Source organism: Marinomonas sp., from assembly GCF_965225885.1.
Taxonomy (GTDB): Bacteria; Pseudomonadota; Gammaproteobacteria; order Pseudomonadales; family Marinomonadaceae; genus Marinomonas.
In genome coordinates, this window is sequence record NZ_OZ245329.1 from 1,283,192 (window position 1) to 1,307,241 (window position 24,050).

The window sequence follows — 24,050 nt, forward strand, 5'->3', positions numbered from 1 at the left end:
CGATCTGCAGTGAAATCTTTGGCTTTGATGAATGTCATGAGTAGGCCTTTTGGACTTTGATAAATTATTTGATACGTAAAAAAGTACAAGTTACTTAATCGTTAGACAATCGAGAAAGTGATAAAACGTCACTTTGACGGTGAAAGCGACGTTTTATCGTGCAAGAGAGGGAATGTGTTGTTAGTCCAAGCAATGAGCCACTTAATTCAGGTTTAGCTTAGGCCGTCTTTTTATGGTTTTATTTGTCGTAAGCTTTGAATAGTAGTAGTCATAGGATCTTCTTTGGAATCATATCAGGCACTTTATCAACCTTTTCAGCCGACGTTGACGAATGTTGGGCAGGAGCAATTGGGGTTGAGTGTACAAGTTCATAAACCTTGTTTGGGATTATCAGACGATGTTTACGCTTTTGTTGAAGTGAATACTCGCTTTTCTACTATGTATCCCATTGTGCCTGATGGCACCAACATGCTTTTTTTCTCTATCTGCTCTGAATCATTCGGAGGTACTCAATCCTCTATTTTAGATATCCCTCTAAACGCTGGAGGAGGGCCCTATTTTGGCATTTGGTTTCAGCCAGGAAAGCTACGGAGTTTCTTTGATGTGGATGTTTCAGAATCTACTAACCAATTGACAAGAATGGATTTTTTAGAAAACAGCGTCTTCTTATCCTTACAAGAAAACTTGTATGAGAAAGCGTCTTTTAATGATCGAGTTAAGTATTGCGAAAAAATGCTGATAAAGCATACTCAATCGATATCTTTCCCTGATAAATTGAAACACGCTCTTAACATTCTCTATCGAGAGCATGGTGGTATTAGTATGGCGCAATTATCGAGCGAAGTAGGTTGGAGTCACCGTCATTTGAATCGGCAGTTTTTGTTGCATACTGGACTTACTAGCAAGGCATTTGCTCAGACTATTCGTATTAATTATTTTTTAAAGCGCTGCTCTCAAGGTGGTAATTCGTATCTTCATCATGGATTAGATCTCGGGTTTTATGATCAGTCGCATATTCTGAAAACCACGGCTCAGCACAATGTAAAGTTGCTTTCTCCTATCTCCCAGCAATTCATGTCCAATTTTTACAAGCCTCAACCTTAAGCCAAGCCCATACTCGCTAAAACTGATTTTTAAAGTATGAGGTGAATATGACGTTTTCTAAAGCTGATATTATTGCTATGTCAGAAGGGCGTTTCTTTGGAGAGGGCAACGCGCAATTGCCTAGTGATCAAATGCTGATGATTGATGAAATTACTCACATTGATTCTATTGGAGGTAAATACAATAAAGGCCTATTAAAGGCGAGTTTGGCAATTCAGACTGATCATTGGTTTTTTGCCTGCCATTTTAAAGGTGATCCTGTCATGCCGGGATGTTTAGGGTTAGATGCACTTTGGCAACTGTTGGGTGTGTTTTTAGGTTGGTCAGGCTTGCCCGGGAAAGGTCGTGCGTTAGGTGTTGGGAAAGTTCGCTTTACCGGACAGATTTATCCTGATGCGACAGGCATTGAATACCAAGTGCACATCAAACGCATCATCAAAAAACCTCTGGGAATGGGCATTGCGGACGGTTTTGTTCTGCTTAATGGTGAAGTGATTTATGAAGCAACGGATTTGAAGGTTGGATTAATAAAAAACTAGGTTAAGTGCGCTGGTATTTAGTATTGAGGTTTCTAATCATTTTTTCTCGCGCCTCTTGGCTTGAAACGCCTTTGCCTTCAGTAAACTGTTGCTCTGCTATTTTCACTTCCTCAGCAAGTTGTCGCTCATTGTGGATGACGACAGCTTGTTTTTTTTAAGTCTTTATAGAAGTTCATTTTTAATAATCCTTGTGAGTGCTAGCTTTAAACTTAATGCTGGTGTTTTTTGTCAAATTTGATGATTTTTTAAGCGTCATGCGACATTTTTTGCGGTGTTAAGCTGAGCTTAAAACCTCAAGCGTGGGCGTATTTCAACAAAGTAGACCAGCTTGGGTTGGCATTGCCGCGTTCTAATCTGCTGATATTGCTTTTCTGGGTGTGCATGCGTTTTGCGAGTTGTTCTTGGGTTAGTCCTGCTTGGGCGCGCATAGAAAGCAATTGATCGATAAACGCGAACTCACTTTCAAGCTGATCATATTCCGCACGAACCTCTGTGTTGCTCAATGCCTGTTGTTTTAAGTGTTGTATGCTCATCAATTCCCCTCTCTTATTATCCTAAATGATAACCTCCATTCTAATTTTTATCACTCTATGCAGTTGCTAAAAAAAACAAAACGCATTATTGTACTAGTACGCGAATACAAACCTCCTTGTGAGAGTCGAATCCTATGAAGGACTTGGTCCAGTTTTTAACCGAAGCCGGTGATGAAGCGGTGTTGGAGAAGCGCTTAAAAGCCTTGCTAACTCCGAATGAAATCAACGAGATGCAACACAGATTACAGATTTTCTCTCTGTTGGAGCAAGGTGTGCCGCAGCGCGACATTGCGAAACAATTAGGTGTGGGTATTGCCACTGTGACCCGTGGCTCCCGAGCATTGAAGGAATTAAAAGAGATATGAGTTCATATAACAAAAAGCCGCAGCGCATCACGCTGCCGCGTAAACCTAAGTACGTCACCATCAGTTCTGCATGCGATTTTTTTGATCTGTTTAAAAAGGTCGAGAAGCGTTTTGACAACTGTTTTATGTTGGAATCCCTGGGTGAAGAAAGTTACATTTCTCGCCACTCGATTATTGGTTTTGATCCTGAAAAATTAATCTGGGCTGAAGGTAAGCAGCTATTTATCCAAGAACGTGATGGCAGCACGGAATCTTTCGAATCGGATAACCCTTATTATTTGCTGCGCGATATCGTGCCGCAGAACATTTTATCGCGTGGTTATGCTGGTGGTTTAACGGGTTATATCGGTTATGACAGCATGAACTATTTTGAGCCAACGTTGGATCTGCAATCGAGCGAGATGTTCGACGCGTTTCGTTTTGGTTTGTACAAAGATGGTCTGATTCTGGACAAGATGACAGGCGAGGTTTTCTACTTCTATTACGACGACGATTCCACAGGGAATCGTGTGGATTTAGTGAACAGCATGATGGCGGAACCGACGCCTGAAAACGGCCCATTTGTGGTTCGTCCTGCGGGCGAGTCGATGAGCAAAACCGATCACGCGGATGCCGTTGCCAAGGTGAAACAAGACATCATCGAAGGGAAGGTCTTCCAGTGTGAAGTGGGCTTTAAAAAGTGGTTTGACCTTGAAGGCGACACTATCAATTTGTACGAGCAATTACGTGTAGTGAATCCATCCCCACAAATGTATTACATTAAATTTGTTGAGCAAAAAGTCATTGGCGCTAGCCCTGAATCCTTGTTCCGCGTGCGCCAAGGGGAAATGGAAACCTTCCCATTAGCAGGCACGGCCAAGCGCGGTAAAGACGCAGCAGAAGACACCGCCTTTGCACGTGCTTTGTTGAATGATCCAAAAGAAATCGCCGAGCACAATATGATTGTCGATTTGCATCGTAACGACATTGGCCGTGTGGCGCGCTTCGGTACAGTGAAAGTTCGTAGTTTGATGGACATTAAACGTTTCAGTCATGTTCAGCACATTTCTAGTGAAATTGTCGGCATCATGGCCGAAGATCATGACATGTTCTCCGCTTTAGCTAGCAACTTCCCAGCAGGAACCTTGACTGGCGCACCGAAGATCGAAGCGATGAAGATCATCGACGATTTGGAAAACGATGGTCGTGGTCCTTATGGTGGCGCTGTTGGTCAGTTCTCTTTTAATGGCGATTGTATGTTTGCGATTCCGATTCGTACCGTGTTTGCCAATGGCAACAAAGCCTATGTGCAAACCTGTGGCGGCAATGTGTATGATTCCAATGCCGAAGACGAATACGAAGAGATTCAACGTAAATTTGCCGGCACTAAACGCGTGCTAGATAGTTTCGCGCCAAAAGCTAATCAGGAGTAAGGGAAGCATGAAAGTTTATATTATCGATAACTACGACTCCTTCACTTACAACCTGTATCAGTTTATTGGTGAAGTGTTAGAAACCGAAAAAAGCCGTGGCGAGATCGACGCGTTTGAAGTGATCGTAAAACGTAACGACGAAGTGACATTAGACGACATTCGTGCCGCCGCGCCAGATCGCATTATTATTTCCCCAGGACCAGGTTCGCCAGACGACAAGGCGTACTTTGGTGTCTGTGCTGACGTGATTTTGGAATTCGGCAAAACCATTCCATTGATGGGCGTTTGCTTGGGGATGCAGGGGATTTGTCATGTATTTGGCGGCAAAGTGGTTAAAGCACCATTGCCAATGCACGGTAAAACCAGCCCGATTACTCACAACGGTGAAGGTATTTTTCATGACATTCCAGACCAACTAGAAGTCATGCGTTATCACTCGCTTATTGCCGAGGCTGAAAGCTTCCCAGATGTGTTGGAAGTGACGGCTTCTGTTGGAGAGCTAAAAGAAGCGGACTTCAAAGACATTGCCACGGTTCACAAAGGTGGCAAGTTTGAACTGATGGGTGTTCGTCATAAAGAATACCCGATCCAAGGCATTCAGTTTCACCCAGAATCCTTTGCCACTGAAGGTGGCAAAGACCTGATCAAAAACTTCTTATTTCAGGTTTGATTAATTAGAAGTTCAGTATCTTTGAAATATTAAAAAGCAGCGCCCAGCAATGGTCGCTGCTTTTTTGTTTGTAAAATAATGTTGTCTCTTTTGAGAGACTGATCTATAGTTTTATCTATATAAATATCGAGGGGTAAGGATGCCTGAAATCGACGCGTTATTAGGATTATCGTTTTGCTTATACTTTTTTGATAATCAACAGCACAAGTTACCTCACTTACATGTGAAATATGGTGATTATGAATTGATTATTGCGATTGAAACTAGTGAATGCTTAGAAGGTTATTTGCCCAGTAAGCAGCGTAAACGTGCCGAAGCTCATATAACCATGTATAGATATCAACTCATGCAGATGTGGAATAAAGCTGTGAAAGGTGAGAACCCGGGGAAGTTGGAGGATTTATGTTAAAAATTATTGATGTAGATTGGGTTAAAGAGCACACCTTGGCTTTAACCTTTAGTGATGGTTTTGAAGGCCAAGCAGACTTGTCTGACTACTTTTCAAGACCGCCATTTGCTAACGTGAAAGATTTTAAACGCTTCGCTTTAGCTGCAGACGGTGCGTTGAATTGGAATGGTAATGAGCTTACTGCGAGCATATTACGCGGCATTACAAAAGGTGCCTATCAGACCTTATGCATACGATTTGATGTTGAACAAATGGAAGAAGTGATCAAGCAGGCTTCATGGGATTCTATGAAAGAAGGTCGCCCAGACATTTTGCAAGCCGCTATTCGTTCCTATGTTGAGTTATTCGGACACGGTGTCGTCATCGCAAGAGCGGGCATTAAAAGCCGAACCAGTGCTTATCGATCTCTTAAACCGGAAACCAAGCCTAATTTTGCGACCTTGGTACAGCTTGCCCATGCCGTTATTGAAATCGCCAAAGAGAGAGTTGGGGAATCGTTGCCAAACTCGACCATTGTTTCGCATTAGATGGTTTAGTTCGAGACAAATACAGCAATGTCGTCTTTCACGTTGTTGAAAGCGACGATCAGCAGTTCAGATTGAGTTAGTACAGCTTATTTTTAGCGCGGACTTTAGCTTTAAATTCTGTCATTTTAGAATTGGCTTCTTCGTTCGACACAAATACAGCAAGGCCGTTTTCCATATTCTCGAAAGCGGCGTTTACTTGCTGTGTTAACCAAGCATCATGAGATATTTGGTTATCTTTTTCATCAACTTCGTATGTAATTATAGAGTTCATTCTTTAGCCTTATAAGGTCCTTTGTCGTATAAATGCTAGTAGGAGACATGACGTATAACAATCAACTCTACTGAATCATTTTTCCATTCATTTAACGATCTATATCAATAAATCCTCTTCTATTGCTGGAGTAACTGATTATCTGTGCTTTAATTTATATATTAGTATTTACTAATATTTGTTGTTGCACTGGCATTATTGCTGGATAGGAGAGCGAAATGAAGAGCGTTAAATTATGCTTAAGTGGTGTACTTGTCTCTTGGGTGGTTGTTTTTTTTCCGTCTATTGCTGCGGCTGAAGGCTATGGCGCTGCTGGCGCGCAGAATGAAGCTGATAGCATACTGACGTTGGAGTCTATGCTGAGCTATGCCTTGGAAGATGAATATCTAGCTCGGGGAGAGTACCAAAAGGTGATTCGTACTTTTGGTGGGCAGAAACCTTTTACCAATATTATTAAAGCAGAAGAAAGACATATTTCATGGTTAGAGCCTTTGTTTGAGCGTTATGGTTTTGTCTTGCCAGTAGATCGTGGCGTGGAAAGCGCGGTGATGCCTGCGAGATACATTGAGACGTTTTCTGTTGGTGTTGCTGCAGAAGTCGCCAATATTGAAATGTATGAACGCTTTTTGAAGCAAGATTTACCAAGTGATGTGAGAGACGTGTTTGTTCGCTTACATGATGCTTCAGAGAATCATCTGGCAGCGTTTCAAAAGTGGCAAAATAAGTTTTAGCCCTTAATCCACTGCCAAGCGCGTCCAAGCCATTCGTAAAAGGCGCGTTGGCTTTTGTAGGCTCCGGTGGCGTCGATTTGCCAGTCACTTTTTTCTGATCCTAAATACATGGCCGGCGCTGGGATGATGTTTATACCCACTTTTTCGAAAAAAATAGACGCACGTTTTAGGTGTGACGCTTCGGTTACCAAGGCAGCTTTTTTTCCTTTTAGGTAAGGTTTCATACTATTAGCTTCCTCTTCTGTGTCTTTTGCGAGAGGGAAGGCTTTAACCCGATCGGGTTCTACCCCCAGCTCGATGGCTGCTCTACGCATGACTTCTGCATGAGGCTCTGTCATACCAACAGAATACCCCGAAACAAATAATTGCGCGTTTGGGTTGGCTTTTAAAATGCGCAAACCTTCCTCAAGTCTGAACAGTGCGCTGTTGCCAAGCGCCATGACGGTGGGTGTATTACTCAGATCTTTGTGACCACTACCGAGGACGATAACCACATCAACCGGTTGCTGAATATCAAACACAGGATAGTCGTGTTCTACCGTCGCAATCAATGTATTGGCAACCGGGTTCCAGCTAGTGAGTCCCAGCATTAAGATGCCGCACAACAAGAAAAACTTGGCGATTTTGGGCCATTTCTTCATCAGTAAAAATGCGAGACACATAGCTAGCAAAGTGAGAGGGATTGGCATTAGCATCATGCCGATGGTTTTCTTGAGGTAAAATAGAACAATGCCCAAAGTGTTATATCTCTTTAATCGTGTCATTTTAGAATGCAGAGATCATAAAGGAGTATGGCTTTGTCTTAAAGCTTAAAAGAATTTGGTTAAGTTTTGTTTTTCAGGTTGGTTTGTCGGTATTATTTTGCTTATCAGGTTTTCAACGTAAGGACACAACATGTTTTCTACTCGCCCTGCCGAATTTCCACAAGACAATGACAGTGTCTTGGCTATCTTCCGTGAGTATATTGCGTCGGCACCAGTAAGCTTGGACTATCAGCAGAATGAACAAGAGTTTGTTGCTTTGGACGGTAAATACTCGCCTCCTAATGGCGTGGTTTTGCTTATCTGGAAAGACAACGTAGTCGTTGGTTGTGGCGCTTTTCGTCGGGTTGATGCGCAAATTTGCGAAATGAAACGAGTTTATATTCGTCCCACGGAACGTGGTCATCAATTAGGTGAGAGATTGGTGACTAAGTTAATGGAATGCGCAAAGCAAAATGGCTATCAACGCATGTGTCTTGATGTGTTGGCTGACTTTGAGGTTGCTAGGCGCTTGTATGTGCGTTTGGGGTTTGAGCCTTGCGATCCAGTGAGTTACAACCCAATTCCTGGAACGCATTTTCTAGGGTGTGATTTGTGATGAAAGCAGTAAAGCAATTACCAACAGAACCTTTATCTATCAAGGCCATGCCACAAGACACCATTTGGTGGATGCCTCGCCATGAAGAAAAGCTGGCTGAAAAAGATGCCATGGAAAAAGTGGATTTGGTGTTTCTTGGGGATTCCATCACACAAGCTTGGGAGAAAGAAGGCGCCGATGTTTGGCAGACTTTTTATCAACCAAGACATGCGTTGAACTTGGGTTTTAATGGCGATAAAACCGAGAATGTTTTATGGCGACTGGCTCATGGGGAAGTCGATAATATTCAGCCTAAGTTATTGGTTTTATTAATTGGAACCAATAACGCCGGTCATCGCATGGATAAAGCGGAAGATACGGCGTTGGGTATTAAGCAGATTTTGTCTGTATTGGCTGAAAAGTTACCGCTGACAAAAATTCTGCTCTTGGCTATTTTCCCTCGTAGTGCGAAACCAACGCAGAAACTACGTATGTTGAATAACGAAGTGAATCAGATCATTCGTACTTACGCAGATGATGAAAAGGTATTTTTCCACGATATAAATCAGGTGTTTCTGGATGAAAAAGGTCGTTTAACCAGTAATATCATGAGTGATTTTTTACACCCCAACGCTAGTCAGTATCAAATTTTTGCTGATGCAATAGAACCTTATATTGTTGAGTTGATGGCACCTTAATATCTAGTAATAGGAGAAAAAAAGAGCAATGGATTTTCGTAAGTATCATGCACTCGGCAATGTGTATTTAGTGGTATCGCCAGATGCGTTTCCTGATGAGCCTGCCGCTTTGATCATTAAAAATATCTGCCACAAACATTATGGTGTGGCGTCAGATGGTGTGTTGATTGGTCCATTTTCTTCTAATGTGGCGGACTTCGGTTTACGTATGTTTAATCCCGATGCCAGCGAAGCCGAGAAGAGCGGTAATGGTTTGCGGATATTTTGTCGTGCTTTATGGGATCAAGGTTTGGTGAAAGACAATTCTTTTACCCTTGAAACCAAAGGTGGTGTGGTCAAAGCGCAAGTGTCTGACAATGGTCAGCGAGTGGATGTGGAAATGGGTAAAGTATCTTTTCTTAGCCAAGATATTCCTGTTTGGGGTGAACCTCGTGAAGTTCTATTAGAAAACCTCAATGTCATGAGCCTGAATCACATCTACAGCGCTGTTACGATTGGCAACCCGCATTGTGTGATTTTAACCGAGTCGCCAACCGAAACCATGGCAAAAGAGTTCGGTCCTTTGATTGAAACGCATCCCAACTTCCCGAATCGAACCAATGTACAGTTTATGCAAGTGATTGACCGTAATCATATTTTGATCGAAATCTGGGAGCGTGGCGCAGGCTATACTTTAGCGTCTGGCAGTAGCAGTTGCGCCGCCGCCGCAGTGGCGTATAAGTTAGGTTTATGTGACGCGTCTATTAAGGTGATGATGCCGGGCGGCCAGATCGATATTGAAATTAGCGACGATTTTCGGGTCAGTATGAGCGGTGGCGTGACATCTGTTTGTCATGGCAGTATTTCTAATGAGTGCCTGTCTCAGCTGTTCCACTAGAATCTAAGCTATTAGATTGAGAGCCTTTCACCTCATAACAGAGTAGAGTGGGTGCTTGCGGCAAGACCTGTCGCGGGCTTTTTAGCCTTTTGAGCATATGGAGTCCACTATGCGCGTTCTACTTTTTCCATTCTCTGTGTTGTGTGTGTTGCTTTCGTCTCTCTTTTTCCCTCTTTATGCGGCGGATGATTGGTATCGTCCACCGGTTTCCGTGACTTGGCAATGGCAGCTTGATGGTGTTGTAAACGAAGGTTATGACGTGGACTTATACGACATTGATTTATTTGATTCGTCTGTCGAATTGATTCAACGTCTGCAAGCTTCTGGTAAAAAAGTTATTTGTTATTTTTCAGCAGGCTCATACGAAGATTGGCGACCTGACGCAGCGGATTTTGCCGACAAAGATTTAGGGAAAACTTTGAGTGGTTGGGATAATGAGCGTTGGTTAGAGATTCGCTCTAGCCAAGTGCGTGATGTGATGATCCGTCGTCTTGATTTAGCCGTCTCAAAAGGGTGTGATGGCGTTGAGCCAGACAACGTCGACAGTTACCGAACTAATACAGGTTTTTCTTTCCGAGCCAATGACCAATTGGATTACAATCGCTTTTTAGCGGCAGAGGCTCACAACAGAGGCTTGGCGATTGGTTTGAAAAACGACCCTGATCAGGCACGGGCACTGAGCAGTGACTTTGATTTTGCCATCACTGAGCAATGCTTTGAATACTCCGAATGCCGTTCTTATTCCAGCTTTATTAAAGCCGGTAAACCCGTATTGAATGCGGAGTATCGTCGCATTTATGTGGATGATGAATCAGAGCGTAATGGCGTATGCAAACAATCAAAACGCTTACAGTTCAGTACCTTAGTGCTGCCTAAAGCGCTGGATGACACGTTTCGCTTCAGCTGCTTACCGTAAATTATTTGACCTAAACGGCTTGATTGATAGGAAGATAAGATGACACCTTCTACCCATCCGATTTTTTGGCGAGATCCGGCTTTGCCTTATGTCGAACTGCGCCAAGTATTGGATGGCAGAAAGGTCAGCTATGCACCGCATTCCCATCAAGAGTGGTCGATTGGTGCCATTCTGGAAGGTCAGAGTGAATTTCTCTGTGCGGATCGTTTACACGCGGTTGAGCGGGGCGCTTTGGTCATGATGAACCCAAATGTGGTTCATGCTTGTAATCCTCGCCAAGATTCCCCTTGGGCTTATTACATGATGCATTTGGATAAAGACTGGCTGACGTCCTTGTTGTTTTCTCATGGCATAAGACCGACACAAAATTGGCAAGATACCTTGTCTGATACTTTGCTGTCAGTGCAGATGTATCAGGCGTTTGTTGAATTGTGTGACGGTCTAATGTCGACGGATCTTTCGTCGGCTGAAAAAGGCTTAATATTAGAAGCCATGCTGGTGAATTTATTCACTTTGTTAGCGGCAGAGCAGGGTGAAGCTTCCACAGCCTTGCCTGAAAATAAACTGTATCAGGTGGCGAATTATTTAAACCAACATTGTTTACAAGACACTTCGATTGAACAAATCAGTGCTGAGTTTGGTTTCAGTACGGGTTATTTGGTTCGCGCGTTTAAGCGTCATTTCAATATGACGCCTCATGCTTATCGTTTGAATCGTCGTGTTCAACTCGGTCAGCAAGCGTTGAAACAAGGCCAAACCATTGCTGATGTGGCACAGACGATTGGCTTTAGTGATCAGGCGCACTTTCAGCGCGTGTTTAAGCAACGCGTAGCAGCAACGCCAGATCAGTATCGTCGTTCGGTTTCTTCTTAGTTCATCGCTTTCTAGGCCTGTTAGCTTCTAAACTTTTTATCTTCTAGGCAAGTATCAACACACAACTTGCTGCCAGCAGTATCGCCAAGATTTTATTCAGCATGCGCATCTTTGCTGGGCTTTGGAAATATTGCCCAAGTATTTTTCCTACCCACACCCAAATGACTAAAGACAGCCAACAAATTGGCAAATATAAACTCGCAAAAACCATCACCTCTGTCGCTTCCGCATTAGGAATGTAAGCGGCAATACCAGACAACGAGGCTAACCACGCTTTTGGATTGAGCCATTGCATAATCGCACCCGTCATAAAGGTTGGTGCCTTGTTGTGCTTATCCGGGGTGAGTTCGCCATTGTCGGTGAAAAGCTGATAACTCAGATACAGAAGAAAGGCGATACCTAACCATTGCAACACTTGGGTGATCCAGCTTAACTGATCGATTAGGTAATGTAGTCAAAGCCAATCAGTAAAAACAGCACAATAAAACCGAGCGTCGCTCCCGTCACAAAAATAAGCCCAGTTTTTATTCCATAACGAGCACTGCCACTCAGCGAGACAAGATTCACCGGCCCAGGTGACAAAGACGCCGCCAAGGCAAACAAAGACATAGAAGTAATTAACGAGAGAGTCATCAGGTATTCCTAGAATAATAATCAACAGGCGCTCACTATCGTTTTTTAGGAATCTCACGTATTGAACAAAATTGACCTTATTAAGGATTGTTTCCGATTCGCGTTTTTTTGGCATGGAAGGCGGAGTATGATTTTGATAAATCATTTATCTAAACAGGAGTCTTTATGATTCGTCATGTGTTGTTTATTAAGTATAAAGAGCAAGCCAGTGAAACCGATATTGCGACGTCTTTGGCTAACTTCGAAGCGATAAAGAGTAAAATCGATGGTATTGAATCGGTTGAATGGGGCTTAAATATCAGTTCTGAAGGGCGCAATAAAGACTATAGCCATTGCGTGTTTATGACTTTTGTTGATGAAGCCGCTTTACATCATTATCTTCCTCATCCTGAACATGAGGCTTTGAAAGCTCAGTTAGGCCCCATTATGGAAGACATCATCGTATTTGATTACGCGTTATAACGTTTCCATCCACTGGGCTATAAGAAAAAACCGCCTCAAGTCATCTTGAAGCGGTTTTTTTAGTGCCTTTGCAATTAGCGTTTATTTAGCCAATTGAGCCAATAATTTTTCAGCCACTAATTCAGAGCTTGCTGGGTTTTGACCTGTGATCATCAAGCCATCTTGAACCGCAAATGGTGTCCAGTCAGCGGTGTTTTTGTAATCTGCACCGCGTTTTTTCATTTCATCTTCTAACAAGAAAGGCACAACTTCTGTTAATTGAACCGCTGCTTCTTCGCTGTTAGTGAAGCCGGTGACGGTTTTGCCCTTGATGAAGTACTCGCCGTCAGCGTCTTTAATATTCAAGAAAGCGCTTGGTGCGTGACAAACAGAAGAGATTGGCTTGTTCGCTTTGATGAAGCTTTCGATCAAGGCAATAGATTCTTCGTTTTCGGTTAGATCCCAAAGTGGGCAATCCCTCAAGTCCGATACCTAATGGATAGAGCCAGAAGCCCCTAAATACAAGCAAGTTTAACTATATCAGTGACTCTCAAGCTGATCAAGAGGATCATTTTGGTTCACACCTGTGGTTTACAGGTCTGTCAAACACCTAATCCCATAGCCTCTCACAACCACCTCACTCCAGTGATAACTACATGACTTCACACACGGCAAGACCCACTAACCGTCAACACATTCAGCGTGTCCTAATGGGCCAGTACAGAGGCTGTTTAAGCTTAATTGATGGCATAACCGACAGGCTATATATGGGTCTCAGATGGTCCAGTAGGACTCGAGGGATGGGTTCATTCTTACTGTGCCTAACCTATTGATAAACCTAGAGATTATGATGGACCATTTGAGGGCCTATAAGCACCCTAAGGGGTTAATTTATATCACCAATACACAGGCTTAGGTTGGTATTTTAGTGTCCTCAGGGAGCTTGTATGGAGGCCTCAGCGGTGGTTCTGATGGTGGTTATTCCGTGTCTAGCCCTTTGGTATTTGCAGTGCTGTTTGGTGGATCTGGGGGTGTAGCTAATTAAAGTGGGTACCCATATAACAGGGTCTAACTGATGTGTTCTTGAGATCAAGTTACCCCATAGATTCTGATGAGCCTTTAGCTTCTTTTGTTGTTGCAGCTAGTGACAGTATTGCAGCTACTTTGCTATTAATCTCTATATAAGCTTTGGTTTACCAATAACCCCTTTTATGCTGCAATGGTTACACTTAGTGTCATTTTAGGGGTAAAAGATATGGGTATTACAGACATCAAAAGGGTCTTGAGATTGTATTTTATACAGCAGCTAGCTCAGGATGAATTGGTTAGGTCTGGGAACATGCTCAACCCTGACTTTGATTACATACAAAATAGTGAAGGGATCGGCTTGCTGGCTGATTCATATCGTGAGGCCCTTCGTAATGAGAATAGTCAGGGTTTAGACCGTGCTATCGAAGTAGCTGAAGCTTTTGACCGCTCTACTGATGTTGATTCTTCTGACTTCAAACGATTCTACCGTGAGTTCATTAAGATTGAGATTGAGTTGCTGGGAGTGTTGTTAAAGCGGGAATGTTCGGATTACTCTGAAGAGGTCAAGTACCTCTATGGTGATGAAACAGGCCTCTCCGATCCTGCCTTTGGAAGTTATGAGGCTGACTCACAGCCGCTTGAGACGCTTTCCTTGATTACACATGCCATTACTGTTGCAGATAAACAGGCAGCTTCAGGAAGAGCTGGTGGTGTAGCTAGACGACAGGAAGCTGAGCTTGTGTATGAGCCTTTTGATGCTTGTGTATTAGAGATGTCAAAAGAAGGTCCCGGCCATACAGACTCTCACATTGCACGTACTTGCTACAAAAGATCTAACATTGATAGAAGCGAAAGGACCCTTAGAGCAAGGGTAAATAAAATAAGAATGAGTTGATTTGGCAAATACCTAAAGTTGGTTGCCAACATCTTTGTTGCCAATTTGGAAAGTTAAAATTACATTAGCCCAGCAATCTTCAGCTGGCAATTTCAAATGTATATTTAATAACTGGAGTTAAAATGGAACAAAGAACAAGAGACATCATAGAACAAGGCTACCCTGTGTTTCCATGCGTACCTAATAAAAAGATACCCCTAACAAGCCGTGGCTTTTATGACGCATCGGCGGATAAAGAAGTAATAAAACAATGGTGGGCGCAAAGCCCTAAAGCAAACATAGGTCTAGCCACTGGTGCAAAAGCTGACCTATTGGTAATCGATGTTGACGTCAAGAATGGCGCAGGTGGCCTTGCCAGCATGGAGGCGCTTGAATTTGAGCTAGGGCCACTAAATACCCGAAAGATCGTCACGCCGTCCGGTGGCTACCATCTATATTTCAAACACCCGAGAGATGGAATTAAAAACACGATAGGCATCCGCCCAGGAATCGATATAAAAACAGAAGGTGGTTATGTTCTCGCAGCTGGGTCTGTAATCAATGGCAACCCCTATTACGTCGAGAATGACATCGAAGCGCAGGAGCTTCCCCAGTGCTGGATTGATGTATTGGCACAAGGCAAGCTTAGCAAGCAGTTGGCTGCGGCCAATGATACTTCTTTCGATGACTTTGATGACTTCCCTATTCTTAAAGGTAGTCGAAACGATGAGTTATTTAGGCTAGCAAGCTCTTTTCGTGCTCGAGATATGGCGCTTGAGTTCGCTGTTGGCGAGATACTACACTTAGCCAAACAATGCGTTCCTCCGCTACCTCAAAAGGAGGCAATGGTGATTGTTCACGGCGTCTACGAACGATATGAACCCGGCACAATCAATAACACTGACTTAGGAAACTCTAAGCGTCTGGTTCGATCACACGGCGAGACCGTTCGTTACTTGCACGAAATGAAGAAGTGGATGTACTGGGACGGTGATCGCTGGGTTCTCGATGAAGATGGTAAGGTCATGCGATTGGCCAAGAAAACCGCCATTGGAATAAACAACGAAGCCGCTGCAATATCTGACGATAACCTTAGGTCTGATGCACAAAAACATGCTCGAACTTCTGAAAGCCAGAGAAGCTTAAGCGCCATGATCGACTTGGCCAAGACGGAAGAAGGTATACCGCTTTCTGCCTGTCATCTCGATACTGACAATTTCGTTTTAGGTGTAAACAATGGTGTGGTTTCTCTAAATAGCGGGAGCTTATTAACGGGATCAACTAAAAGCCTGTATTTAAGCAAAAAGGCAACCGTGACTTATGACTCAGCTGCCCAATGCCCAACGTGGTTAGGCTTTCTCGATCAAGTGCTGGGTGACGATGAGCTGATTCGCTTCATTCAACGATCTGTTGGCTACTCTTTAACTGGCGACACAAGCGAGCAAGTGCTGTTCTTTCTTTATGGTATCGGGGCCAATGGTAAAAGTACTTTTGTTAACACCTTGCAAACCATCCTTGGAGATTACGCTCAACAAGCGCAGGTCTCGACCTTTATGACCAAAGGGAAAGGATCCATTAACAATGACACTGCTAGGCTAAGAGGTAGTCGCTTTGTGGCCACGACAGAAACTGAAGAAGGTTCGAGGTTCAATGAATCCGAGCTCAAGCAGCTAACTGGTGGCGACACGATCACAGCTCGTTTTTTACGCCATGAGTACTTCGAGTTTAAGCCTAATTTCAAATTGTGGATCAGTGGTAACCACAAGCCTTACATTCAGGGAAACGACATTGGCATTTGGCGACGCATTAGACTGATTCCTTTTGGAGTGTCTGTGGCACCTGAACAGCAGGACAAGGACTTAAGTGCTAAGTTGCTTGCTGAAAGTTCTGGAATTCTGAACTGGGCATTGGAAGGATGTCGAATATGGTTAGTTGAAGGCTTGGGTAGATGCGATGTTGTCGACAACGCTACCAAGGCCTATAAATCTGAAATGGATGTTATCTCTGGTTGGATTAAGGAATGCTGCATCACAGATGTGAATGCTGAGGAGCAGTCTTCTGTTCTTTATAACTCATTCAAACTTTGGGCGCTGGCAAATGGTGAGTACGTAGTCAACAATAGGAAGTTCAAACAGAAGCTCGAAGAAAAAGGCATATTACTGTCTAGGGCGTCAAAAGGTTCTATGTATTCAGGGCTGAGGCTACAAGAAGATCTAACAGGCTTTTAGCCACTGAATACTTGAATTAAATAAGACGGCACCTACCCAAGGTCCTAGGTAAGGCTTCAAATTAGGTGCTAAATATAAAACAAAGATCGTTGATGAAATGAGTAATGCTTTGCCAAATCCATAGTCACACTTCTTCCAACATTGATTAAGAACCTTACAGCGATACTCTAAGACGCGTTCGCTCATACGACACTGGATTGCTGTCAATGCTTATTATCTCCACTTATGAAGTGCTGTAAGGCTTAAAATTGGAATTCTTCCTATATCAATGACAACCTCATATTAGTAGTATCTACAGTGAGCATCACAAAGCTTTAAGCACATAAATTAAATCGAGGTGGCTATGTTGAATTTCTGTATTCGGGTTGTTTGTTTACTGACTGCGTCATTCATGGCTACACACGCGCTGTCTCAAGACATGAGGGGCTGGAGTGACAAAACTGTTTGTCGTTTGCTGATGAGTAAGCCAGATGAGCCAGCATATCTTGAAGAGGTGACTAGTAGAGGTCTTGGATGCGGCAGTGCCCAGAAAAACGTGTCTAAACCATTACTACCCTTCAAATATATTCAAGGAGTGAGCGAAGATCAGTGGGACCTTATAGAAAGAATGGGAGACCCTCAAAATTGTCGGGAAAGGGTCAGAAGCATAGGTATAAAGGGAAAGTCGATTACCGTTACTCCAGATACGTTTCCCACCACAAAATGGTTGATGGAAAAGATGTTTTTAAACTATGACACAGTCATATTTTCAAAGGGAATTTATAAGATTGTGAGCCCTATACCTGTATTTGCTGGATCTTTAATGATTGGAGAAGAGGGAGTTGTAATTGACTCTACACTCTCTGATGTTGGGATAATAGTTGACGGTTCCGTAGTAAGTAATGTTGAAGTTATTAATGCGGGAAATATAGGGGTACAGCTGTCCAGTAATTCGGTACTACACAATTCGAAAATTGGTAATACAGGTGTATTAAACCCTACAAGTCGTGATGGTTCGGGTGTGAGATTAAAAACGAAGGGTAGCCATAACGTTTGTATCGTTAGTGTGGAATCTTATAACGGATATAATGAAACTGGGTCGGGTCCAGATACTTCTAAGGGAGGAAATGCTGATGGGTTTGGTGTGAAGTATGGTGTTTATAACGTGACATTAATTGATGCTCATGGACATCATAACTCTGATGATGGATTTGATTTTTGGAAGGCAGGAACTGGAATGGATATTGAAAATACGGATATCTCTTTTAGAATTTATTATTCAAGTTCGATTGGTAACGGAAGACATCCAACAAAGAGCAGTGGAGATGGTTCAGGGTTCAAGTTTGGGTCTTCGAATAATTATGGAAAACCTAAAAAAGATAGAGGTCTAAGACTTATTCATGGTTCCGCTGCCTGTCATAACGCTGGTAATGGGTTTGATAGAAATACATCACCTGTAAAAGTAAAGGGTTCTAACCTTCACACGTCTGGTAAGACCCTGTAACAGATTCTGTGTAACTACCATTTAGTTAAGGTGCTTTTCGAGTCGCTCCTCGAACTCAATAATAAATCGACTCATCGCTTGGCGCCAGTTTTGAATGGGCATTGTCCATTTTTTACTGGCCTCTCTAATGGCAAGATAAACCATTTTCCTCGCAGAATCGTCGCTTGGGAAGACTTTACGTTTTTTAATGGCTCTACGGATGACACTGTTCAGTGATTCAATAGCGTTCGTTGTGTAGATCGCTTTGCGGATATCGTCAGGGTAACTAAACAGTGTATTAAGATTATGCCAGTGATTGCGCCACGATTTGGTGATTTGCGGGTATTGATCGTCCCAGACGCCTGCGAAACGATCTAACTCCAACAAGGCTTCTTCTTCCGTTGCAGAGCGGTAAACTTGCTTTAAGTCCGCCGTCACCGCTTTGTAGTCTTTCCATGATACATACTTCAATGAGTTGCGTACCATATGCACGATACACAGTTGAATGCTGGTTTGTGGGAAAACGGCATTGATGGCTTCTGGGAAGCCTTTTAGACCATCAACACAAGCGATGAGAATATCTTCTACACCACGCTGCTGAAGCTCAGTGAGGACGTTTAGCCAGAACTTAGCCCCTTCGTTCTCAGCAATCCACATGCCCATGAGTTCTTTATGACCGTCGGTGTTGATACCGAGTGCCAAGAAAATCGATTTATTGATAACACGCTTATCTTGGCGGATTTTCAACACAATACAATCAAGATACACAATGGGATAGATGGCATCCAAGGGGCGTGCTTGCCATTCAGTTACTTGCTCGATCACCGCGTTGGTAACACGTGATACCAGTGTCGGAGATATCTCAGCACCGTACCATTCATCGAAGGCATTGACGATGTCTCGGGTGCTCATACCTTGCGCGTAGAGCCATAGGATTTTATCGTCCATGGAAGTAAAGCGGGATTGGTGCTTTTTGACCAGCTTTGGTTCAAAAGAACCTTCGCGGTCACGAGGCGTATCCAGTTCAAACTCACCATCTTCCGTCTTAATACGCTTACTGTTCTTACCATTACGACTGTTGGTTGACGAGGATTTTTGATGTCTCTCGTAACCCAGATGCTCATCCATCTCTGCATTCAAGGTCGCCTCAACGGTAATCTTCTTCAGCATTTGGCTAAATTCGTTAAGATCCTCAGGCGTTTTAATGCCTTTGGCGGCTTCTTTTGCGAAGGCTTCCAGTTCTTTTTGGTTCATTTGCATCTACCTATCCTTAATTCTCTATAGAATATGTTGTGATAGGTAGTTACACAAAATTAGTTACAGTCTCTCTGGTAATAAGAATAAGAGTTTCGTTTCTGTGAATAACTCCTTCTCCACTAAAGATCCATTCAGACTCCGTTGCTCAATGTTCCCGTCTCGTTAACTCCGTGTTGTTGCGCATACTGAATGATATATATAAATGTCATTATTGATTAGAGAAACTTTAAGGGCAGTAATCATGAACTCTTGTATCCGTATCGTCTGCGTACTCATATCATCATTAATTGCAACACACGCATTGTCTCAAGACATATCAGGCTGGTCTGATAAGACTGTGTGCCGTCTAGTCGAAAGTAATGGTGGCGCAGCTTATGTAGAAGAGGCTAGCAGTCGTGGGCTTGAATGCAAAGCTCAAATCAAAGTTACTAAATCTAAATCTTCTAAGCCCAAGTCTTCTAAGTCCAAATCGGATATAACAATATTCTATGGCAGCAGGTTTGAATTGCCCGACAAGGTTGAACGGCAGCCAAACGATGTAACCATTGCTTATTATTATAAGAAAAACGATACACTGCGTTTGCGACTGCAGGAAGCATACAAAGTAGATCCGTCTGACAACCCAGTCGAATTCATTAAAAAGATTGAACAACATAAAGTTATTGATCGTGAAATGGGGACTAAAACGGCGTTCAGCTATCTGTATTATGAAAATGGCTTAGTAATTTATGATGCAATGCCCCCCGATGGCCGCTTTTCAATGGTATTGGATAATAGTTCTTACTTTTCATCTCACTCAATGGGTAAAAGTATAACGTCCTATCTAATTGGCCATGCGATTTGCGAAGGTTACATTAGCTCTATAGATGCTCCAATATCAGATTGGCCCTTAATGGAAAACACACTTTACTACGGACAGCCTTTGATTAGGCTTTTAAATATGACGGCTGGTGATGCTAATGTTATAAGGAGCTTAGAAGTACGGTTTATTAAAACGGGCCGACATATTCATGGCCTCGCTCCTTTAAGGACCGCTGCAAGAAACTCGCTAGAACTGGCCAATACAAAGCCAATCGGCGCGGCTAAATATTCTTACAGCAACTTAACATCTGACGTTTTGTTTAACTACATGATGCATCGTGTAGGTTTAGATTTTGACACTTTCATTGCTAACTTTTATCAAAGAAAAGTTAGAATAAAACATCCCATTTATATATTAATGAATCCGCTAGACAATCGGATATATCCTCCACCAATAGACGAGCGCATAAAGCAGGGTGCTGGCCGTTATGGGGTAAGTGCTACACGTTACGATTATCTCCGTATCGCAAAGGCAATGATGGATGATTGGCAGAATGATACTTGCGAGGGTCGTTATCTGAAAGAGATTTATAATCGTCGGGTACCGACTAATAAAAGGATTCATAGTTGGAATTCGGCCGATTTAAACTGGGGAAATCCGACTTTTGGTCATACAGCAAAGACCTATGCTGGCCAGTTTTGGACAGACTTCTATGGTTTAAATGATCAAAAAATAATGGTAATGCTTGGTTACAACGGGCAGGTGATAGCAATGGATATGGATAACTCACGAATCATAGTCATTAACGCAGCGAAATCTAGACACTATGACACAGCAAAATTAGGTTACATACCTCTTAAGTATGGTCGAATTAAGTAATTAAAAATTGGTGCGCAATAATGAGAACTTGCCAAAATTACCGACGTCACCAGCATACCTATTTTACATATCTTTTATGTACTCCTAGTATTGATGAATCTGACCTTAAAGCTTTATGGCGGTTATTAGTAGTATCTGCAGTGAGCATCACAAAGCTTTAAGCACGTATATTAAATCGAGGTGGCTATGTTGAATTTCTTTATTCGGTTGATCTGTTTACTGACTGCATCATTGATTACAACACCAGCGTTGTCTCAAGATATGAGGGGCTGGAGTGACAAAACTGTTTGTCGTTTGCTGATGAGTAAGCCAGATGAGCCAGCATATCTTGAAGAGGTGACTAGTAGAGGCTTAAGCTGTGGGATAAATCAAAAAAACGTAGGTAAATTGGAACTAATCGTTAGTGACCCGTTGGGTCAGTCAAATACAGTTAGTCGATGCAAACATAAGTCAACAATCCCAAAAGTCACAAACTTTCGAATTAGTTTAAGCCATGAAAAAACAGTCCCTAACGGAGGATGTTTGATAGTCGGTGGAAATGCAGACGTCAGTCCAAAAGATGGGGAAAAAATGATACAAATTACGGTTAAACCTAACTCATGCAGTCGTGATGATGGTCATGATGACTGCACTTCAGACCGATCTCGAGTTGAATTTTATGATGGGACAGGTGCTTCATCAGGAGTAACTGTAATTTACGAATATTCAATGTTTATACCGAAAACCACTAACCTTAAACAAAATGGCTACCCTACTGTATTTTTAGGTCAGCTGAACTCAGTTACAGGCAACCATTACTCTAGTCCTATTATGCTTACATGGGCAGCTGATGAAAGCATAAAATTCCAGATATATGATGACTTTGATTGGACTGTCTCGAGGGTAATCGAAATAAATAACGTTATTCCAGCATTAGAGCAAGTGGATAACTGGATCGATATTAAATATGAGATTGCAGTATATTCAGATAAAAGAGGAGAAATGAAGATTTTTGTAAACGGAGAAAAAGTTTATCAGCGATTAAATCACGCCACCATTAAAAGGGGGGGAAAGGTCAAATTGAAGATGGGTATTTATAACTATAAGGTAAGTTATATGGGCGAGCCTAGATCAGACCAAGTAGTCTTCTTCGACAAGATAACTAAAACCATAAAATAGCATTGGTAATAATTATATTGTTCTAAAAGTACTTAACTACAACAGTGGTTTACGAGCAAAAACGAATAGTACAGAAGGACTATAAAGGCCATATTATGGTTAATATAATTAACCTAAGTACTTTTCCAAAACGCGCTCAGGCTGCCTCTCTAAGCACAAGGGCAACCTTCAAAATGGTCGATGTAAACGCCATGGTGGAGACTCTACGGGACCGATTAGCCCAGCCTTTTGGAAAAAATATCACCGTTAGATTCACGGCCTTAGAACTAAAGAAGTCATCACTATGCGCGATCTGTAATACCCATACTTTTATGACGCTAAGTGTAACCATTGCAGCATAAAAGGGGTTATTGGTAAACCAAAGCTTATATAGAGATTAATAGCAAAGTAGCTGCAATACTGTCACTAGCTGCAACAACAAAAGAAGCTAAAGGCTCATCAGAATCTATGGGGTAACTTGATCTCAAGAACACATCAGTTAGACCCTGTTATATGGGTACCCACTTTAATTAGCTACACCCCCAGATCCACCAAACAGCACTGCAAATACCAAAGGGCTAGACACGGAATAACCACCATCAGAACCACCGCTGAGGCCTCCATACAAGCTCCCTGAGGACACTAAAATACCAACCTAAGCCTGTGTATTGGTGATATAAATTAACCCCTTAGGGTGCTTATAGGCCCTCACATGGTCCATCATAATCTCTAGGTTTATCAATAGGTTAGGCACAGTAAGAATGAACCCATCCCTCGAGTCCTACTGGACCATCTGAGACCCATATATAGCCTGTCGGTTATGCCATCAATTAAGCTTAAACAGCCTCTGTACTGGCCCATTAGGACACGCTGAATGTGTTGACGGTTAGTGGGTCTTGCCGTGTGTGAAGTCATGTAGTTATCACTGGAGTGAGGTGGTTGTGAGAGGCTATGGGATTAGGTGTTTGACAGACCTGTAAACCACAGGTGTGAACCAAAATGATCCTCTTGATCAGCTTGAGAGTCACTGATATAGTTAAACTTGCTTGTATTTAGGGGCTTCTGGCTCTTCCATTAGGTATCGGACTTGAGGGATTGCCCACCGGCAGCGCCAACCCAACCTCAGGAATCCCCTGAGACCCTCGTGATACATGCATTTCCATCAATTGTTCTTGTGGGGTGTGTATCCCAAACTTCCCTGCCAACTATTGCTATTAACAACCCACACTAGTTCGCCTTATTGAACCATTTTTGCACTTCAGGAAGCTATGGAGCTTACGGAATAATGCTACTTTGGTTGGCAAGGCGAGGCTTAAAGTGGATTATCCAGATTATGGCTGACAATATATTGTTGGGTTGACTGAGCATCAATCATATATCTATGTCGTTCTTGCGCCACAGGACAGTCTTTTGAATCTGACAATTGTAGAATTATCAGCATTTAGTCTGAGGTTACTTGATTTATTCCAAGTAAACTCAGACTTTAAACAGCTAATTACTTACGCACTTTTTCTTAATTTGGGCAGTTTCAATAGCCTCAACTTTCCCTTTCCATTCTGCCACGTCGGCTTCACTATCTCCTGCAAATGCAGATGGTGGTATTAAAATTAAGAAGACTCCACCAGCATCTATGTTGGCTGCCGTATCTTGCTTATCAGAATGTTCAGCAAGTTCAGCTCTCGCATTGGCCATTGTTGACGCTAGTTGCGCACAATCTGAGTCCATATATCTTTCATGCGAAGTGTAAGAGGCTGCAATAGATTCTGGCCTATTTGCACAGCTTGCTACTAATACAGTAAGAGATATTACGGTTAACAGTTTAGTTTTTGAACTTGTAGTAAATTCCATTTCTTAGTCCTAGGTTCATTCTTATCTTATCGATAACATTTTTATACTCTCTAACTTACATGAACACAACCTATTTTAGTTTGGCTTTTATCAATACAAATAGATGTTGTTATAATAAACATCTAATGCTCATTAAAAATCCTTCACAGTGCCTCTCAGACACGCGCATAAATAGCCTTGCAACACAGGCAAGGATG

General features: G+C 42.6%; 27 protein-coding genes and 1 pseudogene. 20 read left to right on the forward strand and 8 right to left on the reverse strand.

Going from position 1 to position 24,050, the window contains the following annotated elements; all coding sequences use genetic code 11:
* Window positions 1-282 precede the first annotated feature (282 nt).
* Both ACO05V_RS05990 and fabA read left to right on the forward strand, forming a co-directional pair.
* Window positions 283-1,104 carry a helix-turn-helix domain-containing protein gene (locus ACO05V_RS05990; protein ID WP_421848490.1) on the forward strand — a complete coding sequence of 274 codons (822 nt, stop codon included), beginning with the start codon at window positions 283-285 and terminating at the stop codon, window positions 1,102-1,104.
* A gap of 47 nt (window positions 1,105-1,151) precedes the next feature.
* Window positions 1,152-1,643 (forward strand): bifunctional 3-hydroxydecanoyl-ACP dehydratase/trans-2-decenoyl-ACP isomerase, encoded by a 492-nt coding sequence (gene fabA, locus ACO05V_RS05995; RefSeq protein WP_421848492.1) that lies wholly within the window; start codon window positions 1,152-1,154, stop codon window positions 1,641-1,643.
* 293 nt (window positions 1,644-1,936) lie between these two features.
* Here fabA and ACO05V_RS06000 read toward each other — a convergent pair whose 3' ends face one another.
* Window positions 1,937-2,176, reverse strand: coding sequence for a helix-turn-helix domain-containing protein (locus ACO05V_RS06000; protein WP_421848494.1), 240 nt, complete (start codon window positions 2,174-2,176; stop codon window positions 1,937-1,939).
* A gap of 134 nt (window positions 2,177-2,310) precedes the next feature.
* On the opposite strand from ACO05V_RS06000, the gene ACO05V_RS06005 reads away from it, so the two are divergent.
* From ACO05V_RS06005 to dhiA, 5 genes are all read left to right on the forward strand, one after another.
* The gene (locus ACO05V_RS06005; protein ID WP_100636463.1) at window positions 2,311-2,541 is read left to right on the forward strand and encodes a Trp family transcriptional regulator; all 231 of its coding nucleotides are present in this window, start codon (window positions 2,311-2,313) and stop codon (window positions 2,539-2,541) included.
* Window positions 2,538-3,953: an anthranilate synthase component I family protein gene (locus tag ACO05V_RS06010; RefSeq protein ID WP_421848496.1), complete on the forward strand. Its 1,416-nt coding sequence runs from the start codon at window positions 2,538-2,540 to the stop codon at window positions 3,951-3,953. The genes ACO05V_RS06005 and ACO05V_RS06010 overlap by 4 nt, the downstream gene beginning before the upstream one ends.
* A 7-nt stretch (window positions 3,954-3,960) precedes the next feature.
* On the forward strand, window positions 3,961-4,623 hold the full coding sequence (locus ACO05V_RS06015; RefSeq protein ID WP_421848498.1) for an anthranilate synthase component II: 663 nt from the start codon (window positions 3,961-3,963) through the stop codon (window positions 4,621-4,623).
* Window positions 4,624-4,762: 139 nt separating this feature from the next.
* Window positions 4,763-5,032, forward strand: coding sequence for a type II toxin-antitoxin system toxin DhiT (gene dhiT / locus ACO05V_RS06020; protein ID WP_421848500.1), 270 nt, complete (start codon window positions 4,763-4,765; stop codon window positions 5,030-5,032).
* Window positions 5,026-5,559, forward strand: a complete 534-nt coding sequence (gene dhiA, locus ACO05V_RS06025) for a type II toxin-antitoxin system antitoxin DhiA (RefSeq protein WP_421848502.1) — start codon at window positions 5,026-5,028, stop codon at window positions 5,557-5,559. Before dhiT ends, dhiA begins: the two co-directional genes overlap by 7 nt.
* Before the next feature lie 76 nt (window positions 5,560-5,635).
* On the opposite strand, the gene ACO05V_RS06030 is transcribed toward dhiA, so the two are convergent.
* Window positions 5,636-5,830 carry a hypothetical protein gene (locus ACO05V_RS06030; protein ID WP_421848504.1) on the reverse strand — a complete coding sequence of 65 codons (195 nt, stop codon included), beginning with the start codon at window positions 5,828-5,830 and terminating at the stop codon, window positions 5,636-5,638.
* Between the two features lie 218 nt (window positions 5,831-6,048).
* On the opposite strand from ACO05V_RS06030, the gene ACO05V_RS06035 reads away from it, so the two are divergent.
* Window positions 6,049-6,561: a DUF2202 domain-containing protein gene (locus ACO05V_RS06035; protein WP_421848506.1), complete on the forward strand. Its 513-nt coding sequence runs from the start codon at window positions 6,049-6,051 to the stop codon at window positions 6,559-6,561.
* Here the strand turns inward: ACO05V_RS06035 and ACO05V_RS06040 are convergent.
* Window positions 6,558-7,325 carry an ElyC/SanA/YdcF family protein gene (locus tag ACO05V_RS06040; protein ID WP_421848508.1) on the reverse strand — a complete coding sequence of 256 codons (768 nt, stop codon included), beginning with the start codon at window positions 7,323-7,325 and terminating at the stop codon, window positions 6,558-6,560. The genes ACO05V_RS06035 and ACO05V_RS06040 overlap by 4 nt on opposite strands.
* Window positions 7,326-7,455: 130 nt before the next feature.
* On the opposite strand from ACO05V_RS06040, the gene ACO05V_RS06045 reads away from it, so the two are divergent.
* The 5 genes from ACO05V_RS06045 to ACO05V_RS06065 all read left to right on the forward strand — a co-directional run bounded on the left by ACO05V_RS06045 (window position 7,456) and on the right by ACO05V_RS06065 (window position 11,263).
* Window positions 7,456-7,920, forward strand: coding sequence for a GNAT family N-acetyltransferase (locus ACO05V_RS06045; protein WP_421848510.1), 465 nt, complete (start codon window positions 7,456-7,458; stop codon window positions 7,918-7,920).
* Window positions 7,920-8,597 (forward strand): GDSL-type esterase/lipase family protein, encoded by a 678-nt coding sequence (locus ACO05V_RS06050; RefSeq protein WP_421856888.1) that lies wholly within the window; start codon window positions 7,920-7,922, stop codon window positions 8,595-8,597. The genes ACO05V_RS06045 and ACO05V_RS06050 overlap by 1 nt, the downstream gene beginning before the upstream one ends.
* Window positions 8,598-8,625: 28 nt before the next feature.
* Window positions 8,626-9,474 (forward strand): diaminopimelate epimerase, encoded by an 849-nt coding sequence (dapF, locus tag ACO05V_RS06055; protein WP_421848512.1) that lies wholly within the window; start codon window positions 8,626-8,628, stop codon window positions 9,472-9,474.
* 109 nt (window positions 9,475-9,583) lie between these two features.
* Window positions 9,584-10,390 carry an endo alpha-1,4 polygalactosaminidase gene (locus ACO05V_RS06060; RefSeq protein ID WP_421848514.1) on the forward strand — a complete coding sequence of 269 codons (807 nt, stop codon included), beginning with the start codon at window positions 9,584-9,586 and terminating at the stop codon, window positions 10,388-10,390.
* Window positions 10,391-10,429: 39 nt separating this feature from the next.
* Window positions 10,430-11,263, forward strand: a complete 834-nt coding sequence (locus ACO05V_RS06065) for an AraC family transcriptional regulator (RefSeq protein ID WP_421848516.1) — start codon at window positions 10,430-10,432, stop codon at window positions 11,261-11,263.
* A 43-nt stretch (window positions 11,264-11,306) separates the two neighbouring features.
* Here ACO05V_RS06065 and ACO05V_RS06070 read toward each other — a convergent pair whose 3' ends face one another.
* Entirely contained in the window at window positions 11,307-11,678 is a 372-nt protein-coding gene (locus ACO05V_RS06070; protein ID WP_421848518.1) for a LysE family translocator, read from the reverse strand.
* A gap of 26 nt (window positions 11,679-11,704) precedes the next feature.
* On the reverse strand, window positions 11,705-11,896 hold the full coding sequence (locus ACO05V_RS06075) for a LysE family transporter (protein WP_421848520.1): 192 nt from the start codon (window positions 11,894-11,896) through the stop codon (window positions 11,705-11,707).
* 165 nt (window positions 11,897-12,061) lie between these two features.
* Between ACO05V_RS06075 and ACO05V_RS06080 the strand changes: the two genes are divergently transcribed.
* A complete protein-coding gene (locus ACO05V_RS06080) occupies window positions 12,062-12,358 on the forward strand; it encodes a Dabb family protein (protein ID WP_421848522.1) in 297 nt (98 codons plus the stop codon).
* An 81-nt stretch (window positions 12,359-12,439) separates the two neighbouring features.
* Here the strand turns inward: ACO05V_RS06080 and ACO05V_RS06085 are convergent, their stop codons facing one another.
* Window positions 12,440-12,820, reverse strand: a complete 381-nt coding sequence (locus ACO05V_RS06085) for a type 1 glutamine amidotransferase domain-containing protein (RefSeq protein ID WP_421848524.1) — start codon at window positions 12,818-12,820, stop codon at window positions 12,440-12,442.
* 772 nt (window positions 12,821-13,592) lie between these two features.
* Here ACO05V_RS06085 and ACO05V_RS06090 point away from each other — a divergent pair.
* The 3 genes from ACO05V_RS06090 (at window position 13,593) to ACO05V_RS06100 (ending at window position 17,951) form a co-directional block, all read left to right on the forward strand.
* The gene (locus ACO05V_RS06090) at window positions 13,593-14,261 is read left to right on the forward strand and encodes a hypothetical protein (protein WP_421848526.1); all 669 of its coding nucleotides are present in this window, start codon (window positions 13,593-13,595) and stop codon (window positions 14,259-14,261) included.
* A gap of 122 nt (window positions 14,262-14,383) precedes the next feature.
* The gene (locus ACO05V_RS06095) at window positions 14,384-16,468 is read left to right on the forward strand and encodes a phage/plasmid primase, P4 family (RefSeq protein WP_421848528.1); all 2,085 of its coding nucleotides are present in this window, start codon (window positions 14,384-14,386) and stop codon (window positions 16,466-16,468) included.
* Window positions 16,469-16,925: 457 nt separating this feature from the next.
* Window positions 16,926-17,951: a hypothetical protein gene (locus ACO05V_RS06100; RefSeq protein ID WP_421848530.1), complete on the forward strand. Its 1,026-nt coding sequence runs from the start codon at window positions 16,926-16,928 to the stop codon at window positions 17,949-17,951.
* A 21-nt stretch (window positions 17,952-17,972) separates the two neighbouring features.
* Here ACO05V_RS06100 and ACO05V_RS06105 read toward each other — a convergent pair whose 3' ends face one another.
* Window positions 17,973-19,184 carry an IS256 family transposase gene (locus ACO05V_RS06105; protein WP_421856882.1) on the reverse strand — a complete coding sequence of 404 codons (1,212 nt, stop codon included), beginning with the start codon at window positions 19,182-19,184 and terminating at the stop codon, window positions 17,973-17,975.
* 205 nt (window positions 19,185-19,389) lie between these two features.
* Between ACO05V_RS06105 and ACO05V_RS06110 the strand changes: the two genes are divergently transcribed.
* From ACO05V_RS06110 to ACO05V_RS06120, 3 genes and pseudogenes are all read left to right on the forward strand, one after another.
* Window positions 19,390-20,868: a hypothetical protein gene (locus ACO05V_RS06110; RefSeq protein ID WP_421848532.1), complete on the forward strand. Its 1,479-nt coding sequence runs from the start codon at window positions 19,390-19,392 to the stop codon at window positions 20,866-20,868.
* Window positions 20,869-21,054: 186 nt separating this feature from the next.
* Complete coding sequence (locus tag ACO05V_RS06115; RefSeq protein ID WP_421848534.1) at window positions 21,055-22,026, forward strand: heparin lyase I family protein; 972 nt, start codon at window positions 21,055-21,057, stop codon at window positions 22,024-22,026.
* A 139-nt stretch (window positions 22,027-22,165) separates the two neighbouring features.
* Window positions 22,166-22,276 (forward strand): annotated as a pseudogene (locus ACO05V_RS06120) (hypothetical protein); the annotation flags it as partial.
* Window positions 22,277-23,496: 1,220 nt separating this feature from the next.
* Here the strand turns inward: ACO05V_RS06120 and ACO05V_RS06125 are convergent.
* On the reverse strand, window positions 23,497-23,853 hold the full coding sequence (locus ACO05V_RS06125; protein WP_421848536.1) for a hypothetical protein: 357 nt from the start codon (window positions 23,851-23,853) through the stop codon (window positions 23,497-23,499).
* Between the last annotated feature and the right edge of the window lie 197 nt (window positions 23,854-24,050).

Excerpts from the sequence above, each read along its gene's own strand:
- fabA (WP_421848492.1), top strand. The coding sequence starts at position 1,152 with ATGACGTTTTCTAAAGCTGATATTATTGCTATGTCAGAAGGGCGTTTC.
- ACO05V_RS06000 (WP_421848494.1), bottom strand. The coding sequence starts at position 2,176 with ATGAGCATACAACACTTAAAACAACAGGCATTGAGCAACACAGAGGTT.
- ACO05V_RS06005 (WP_100636463.1), top strand. The coding sequence starts at position 2,311 with ATGAAGGACTTGGTCCAGTTTTTAACCGAAGCCGGTGATGAAGCGGTG.
- ACO05V_RS06010 (WP_421848496.1), top strand. The coding sequence starts at position 2,538 with ATGAGTTCATATAACAAAAAGCCGCAGCGCATCACGCTGCCGCGTAAA.
- ACO05V_RS06015 (WP_421848498.1), top strand. The coding sequence starts at position 3,961 with ATGAAAGTTTATATTATCGATAACTACGACTCCTTCACTTACAACCTG.
- dhiT (WP_421848500.1), top strand. The coding sequence starts at position 4,763 with ATGCCTGAAATCGACGCGTTATTAGGATTATCGTTTTGCTTATACTTT.
- dhiA (WP_421848502.1), top strand. The coding sequence starts at position 5,026 with ATGTTAAAAATTATTGATGTAGATTGGGTTAAAGAGCACACCTTGGCT.
- ACO05V_RS06030 (WP_421848504.1), bottom strand. The coding sequence starts at position 5,830 with ATGAACTCTATAATTACATACGAAGTTGATGAAAAAGATAACCAAATA.
- ACO05V_RS06035 (WP_421848506.1), top strand. The coding sequence starts at position 6,049 with ATGAAGAGCGTTAAATTATGCTTAAGTGGTGTACTTGTCTCTTGGGTG.
- ACO05V_RS06040 (WP_421848508.1), bottom strand. The coding sequence starts at position 7,325 with ATGACACGATTAAAGAGATATAACACTTTGGGCATTGTTCTATTTTAC.
- ACO05V_RS06045 (WP_421848510.1), top strand. The coding sequence starts at position 7,456 with ATGTTTTCTACTCGCCCTGCCGAATTTCCACAAGACAATGACAGTGTC.
- ACO05V_RS06050 (WP_421856888.1), top strand. The coding sequence starts at position 7,920 with ATGAAAGCAGTAAAGCAATTACCAACAGAACCTTTATCTATCAAGGCC.
- dapF (WP_421848512.1), top strand. The coding sequence starts at position 8,626 with ATGGATTTTCGTAAGTATCATGCACTCGGCAATGTGTATTTAGTGGTA.
- ACO05V_RS06060 (WP_421848514.1), top strand. The coding sequence starts at position 9,584 with ATGCGCGTTCTACTTTTTCCATTCTCTGTGTTGTGTGTGTTGCTTTCG.
- ACO05V_RS06065 (WP_421848516.1), top strand. The coding sequence starts at position 10,430 with ATGACACCTTCTACCCATCCGATTTTTTGGCGAGATCCGGCTTTGCCT.
- ACO05V_RS06075 (WP_421848520.1), bottom strand. The coding sequence starts at position 11,896 with ATGACTCTCTCGTTAATTACTTCTATGTCTTTGTTTGCCTTGGCGGCG.
- ACO05V_RS06080 (WP_421848522.1), top strand. The coding sequence starts at position 12,062 with ATGATTCGTCATGTGTTGTTTATTAAGTATAAAGAGCAAGCCAGTGAA.
- ACO05V_RS06090 (WP_421848526.1), top strand. The coding sequence starts at position 13,593 with ATGGGTATTACAGACATCAAAAGGGTCTTGAGATTGTATTTTATACAG.
- ACO05V_RS06095 (WP_421848528.1), top strand. The coding sequence starts at position 14,384 with ATGGAACAAAGAACAAGAGACATCATAGAACAAGGCTACCCTGTGTTT.
- ACO05V_RS06100 (WP_421848530.1), top strand. The coding sequence starts at position 16,926 with ATGAGTAAGCCAGATGAGCCAGCATATCTTGAAGAGGTGACTAGTAGA.
- ACO05V_RS06105 (WP_421856882.1), bottom strand. The coding sequence starts at position 19,184 with ATGAACCAAAAAGAACTGGAAGCCTTCGCAAAAGAAGCCGCCAAAGGC.
- ACO05V_RS06110 (WP_421848532.1), top strand. The coding sequence starts at position 19,390 with ATGTCATTATTGATTAGAGAAACTTTAAGGGCAGTAATCATGAACTCT.
- ACO05V_RS06115 (WP_421848534.1), top strand. The coding sequence starts at position 21,055 with ATGTTGAATTTCTTTATTCGGTTGATCTGTTTACTGACTGCATCATTG.
- ACO05V_RS06125 (WP_421848536.1), bottom strand. The coding sequence starts at position 23,853 with ATGGAATTTACTACAAGTTCAAAAACTAAACTGTTAACCGTAATATCT.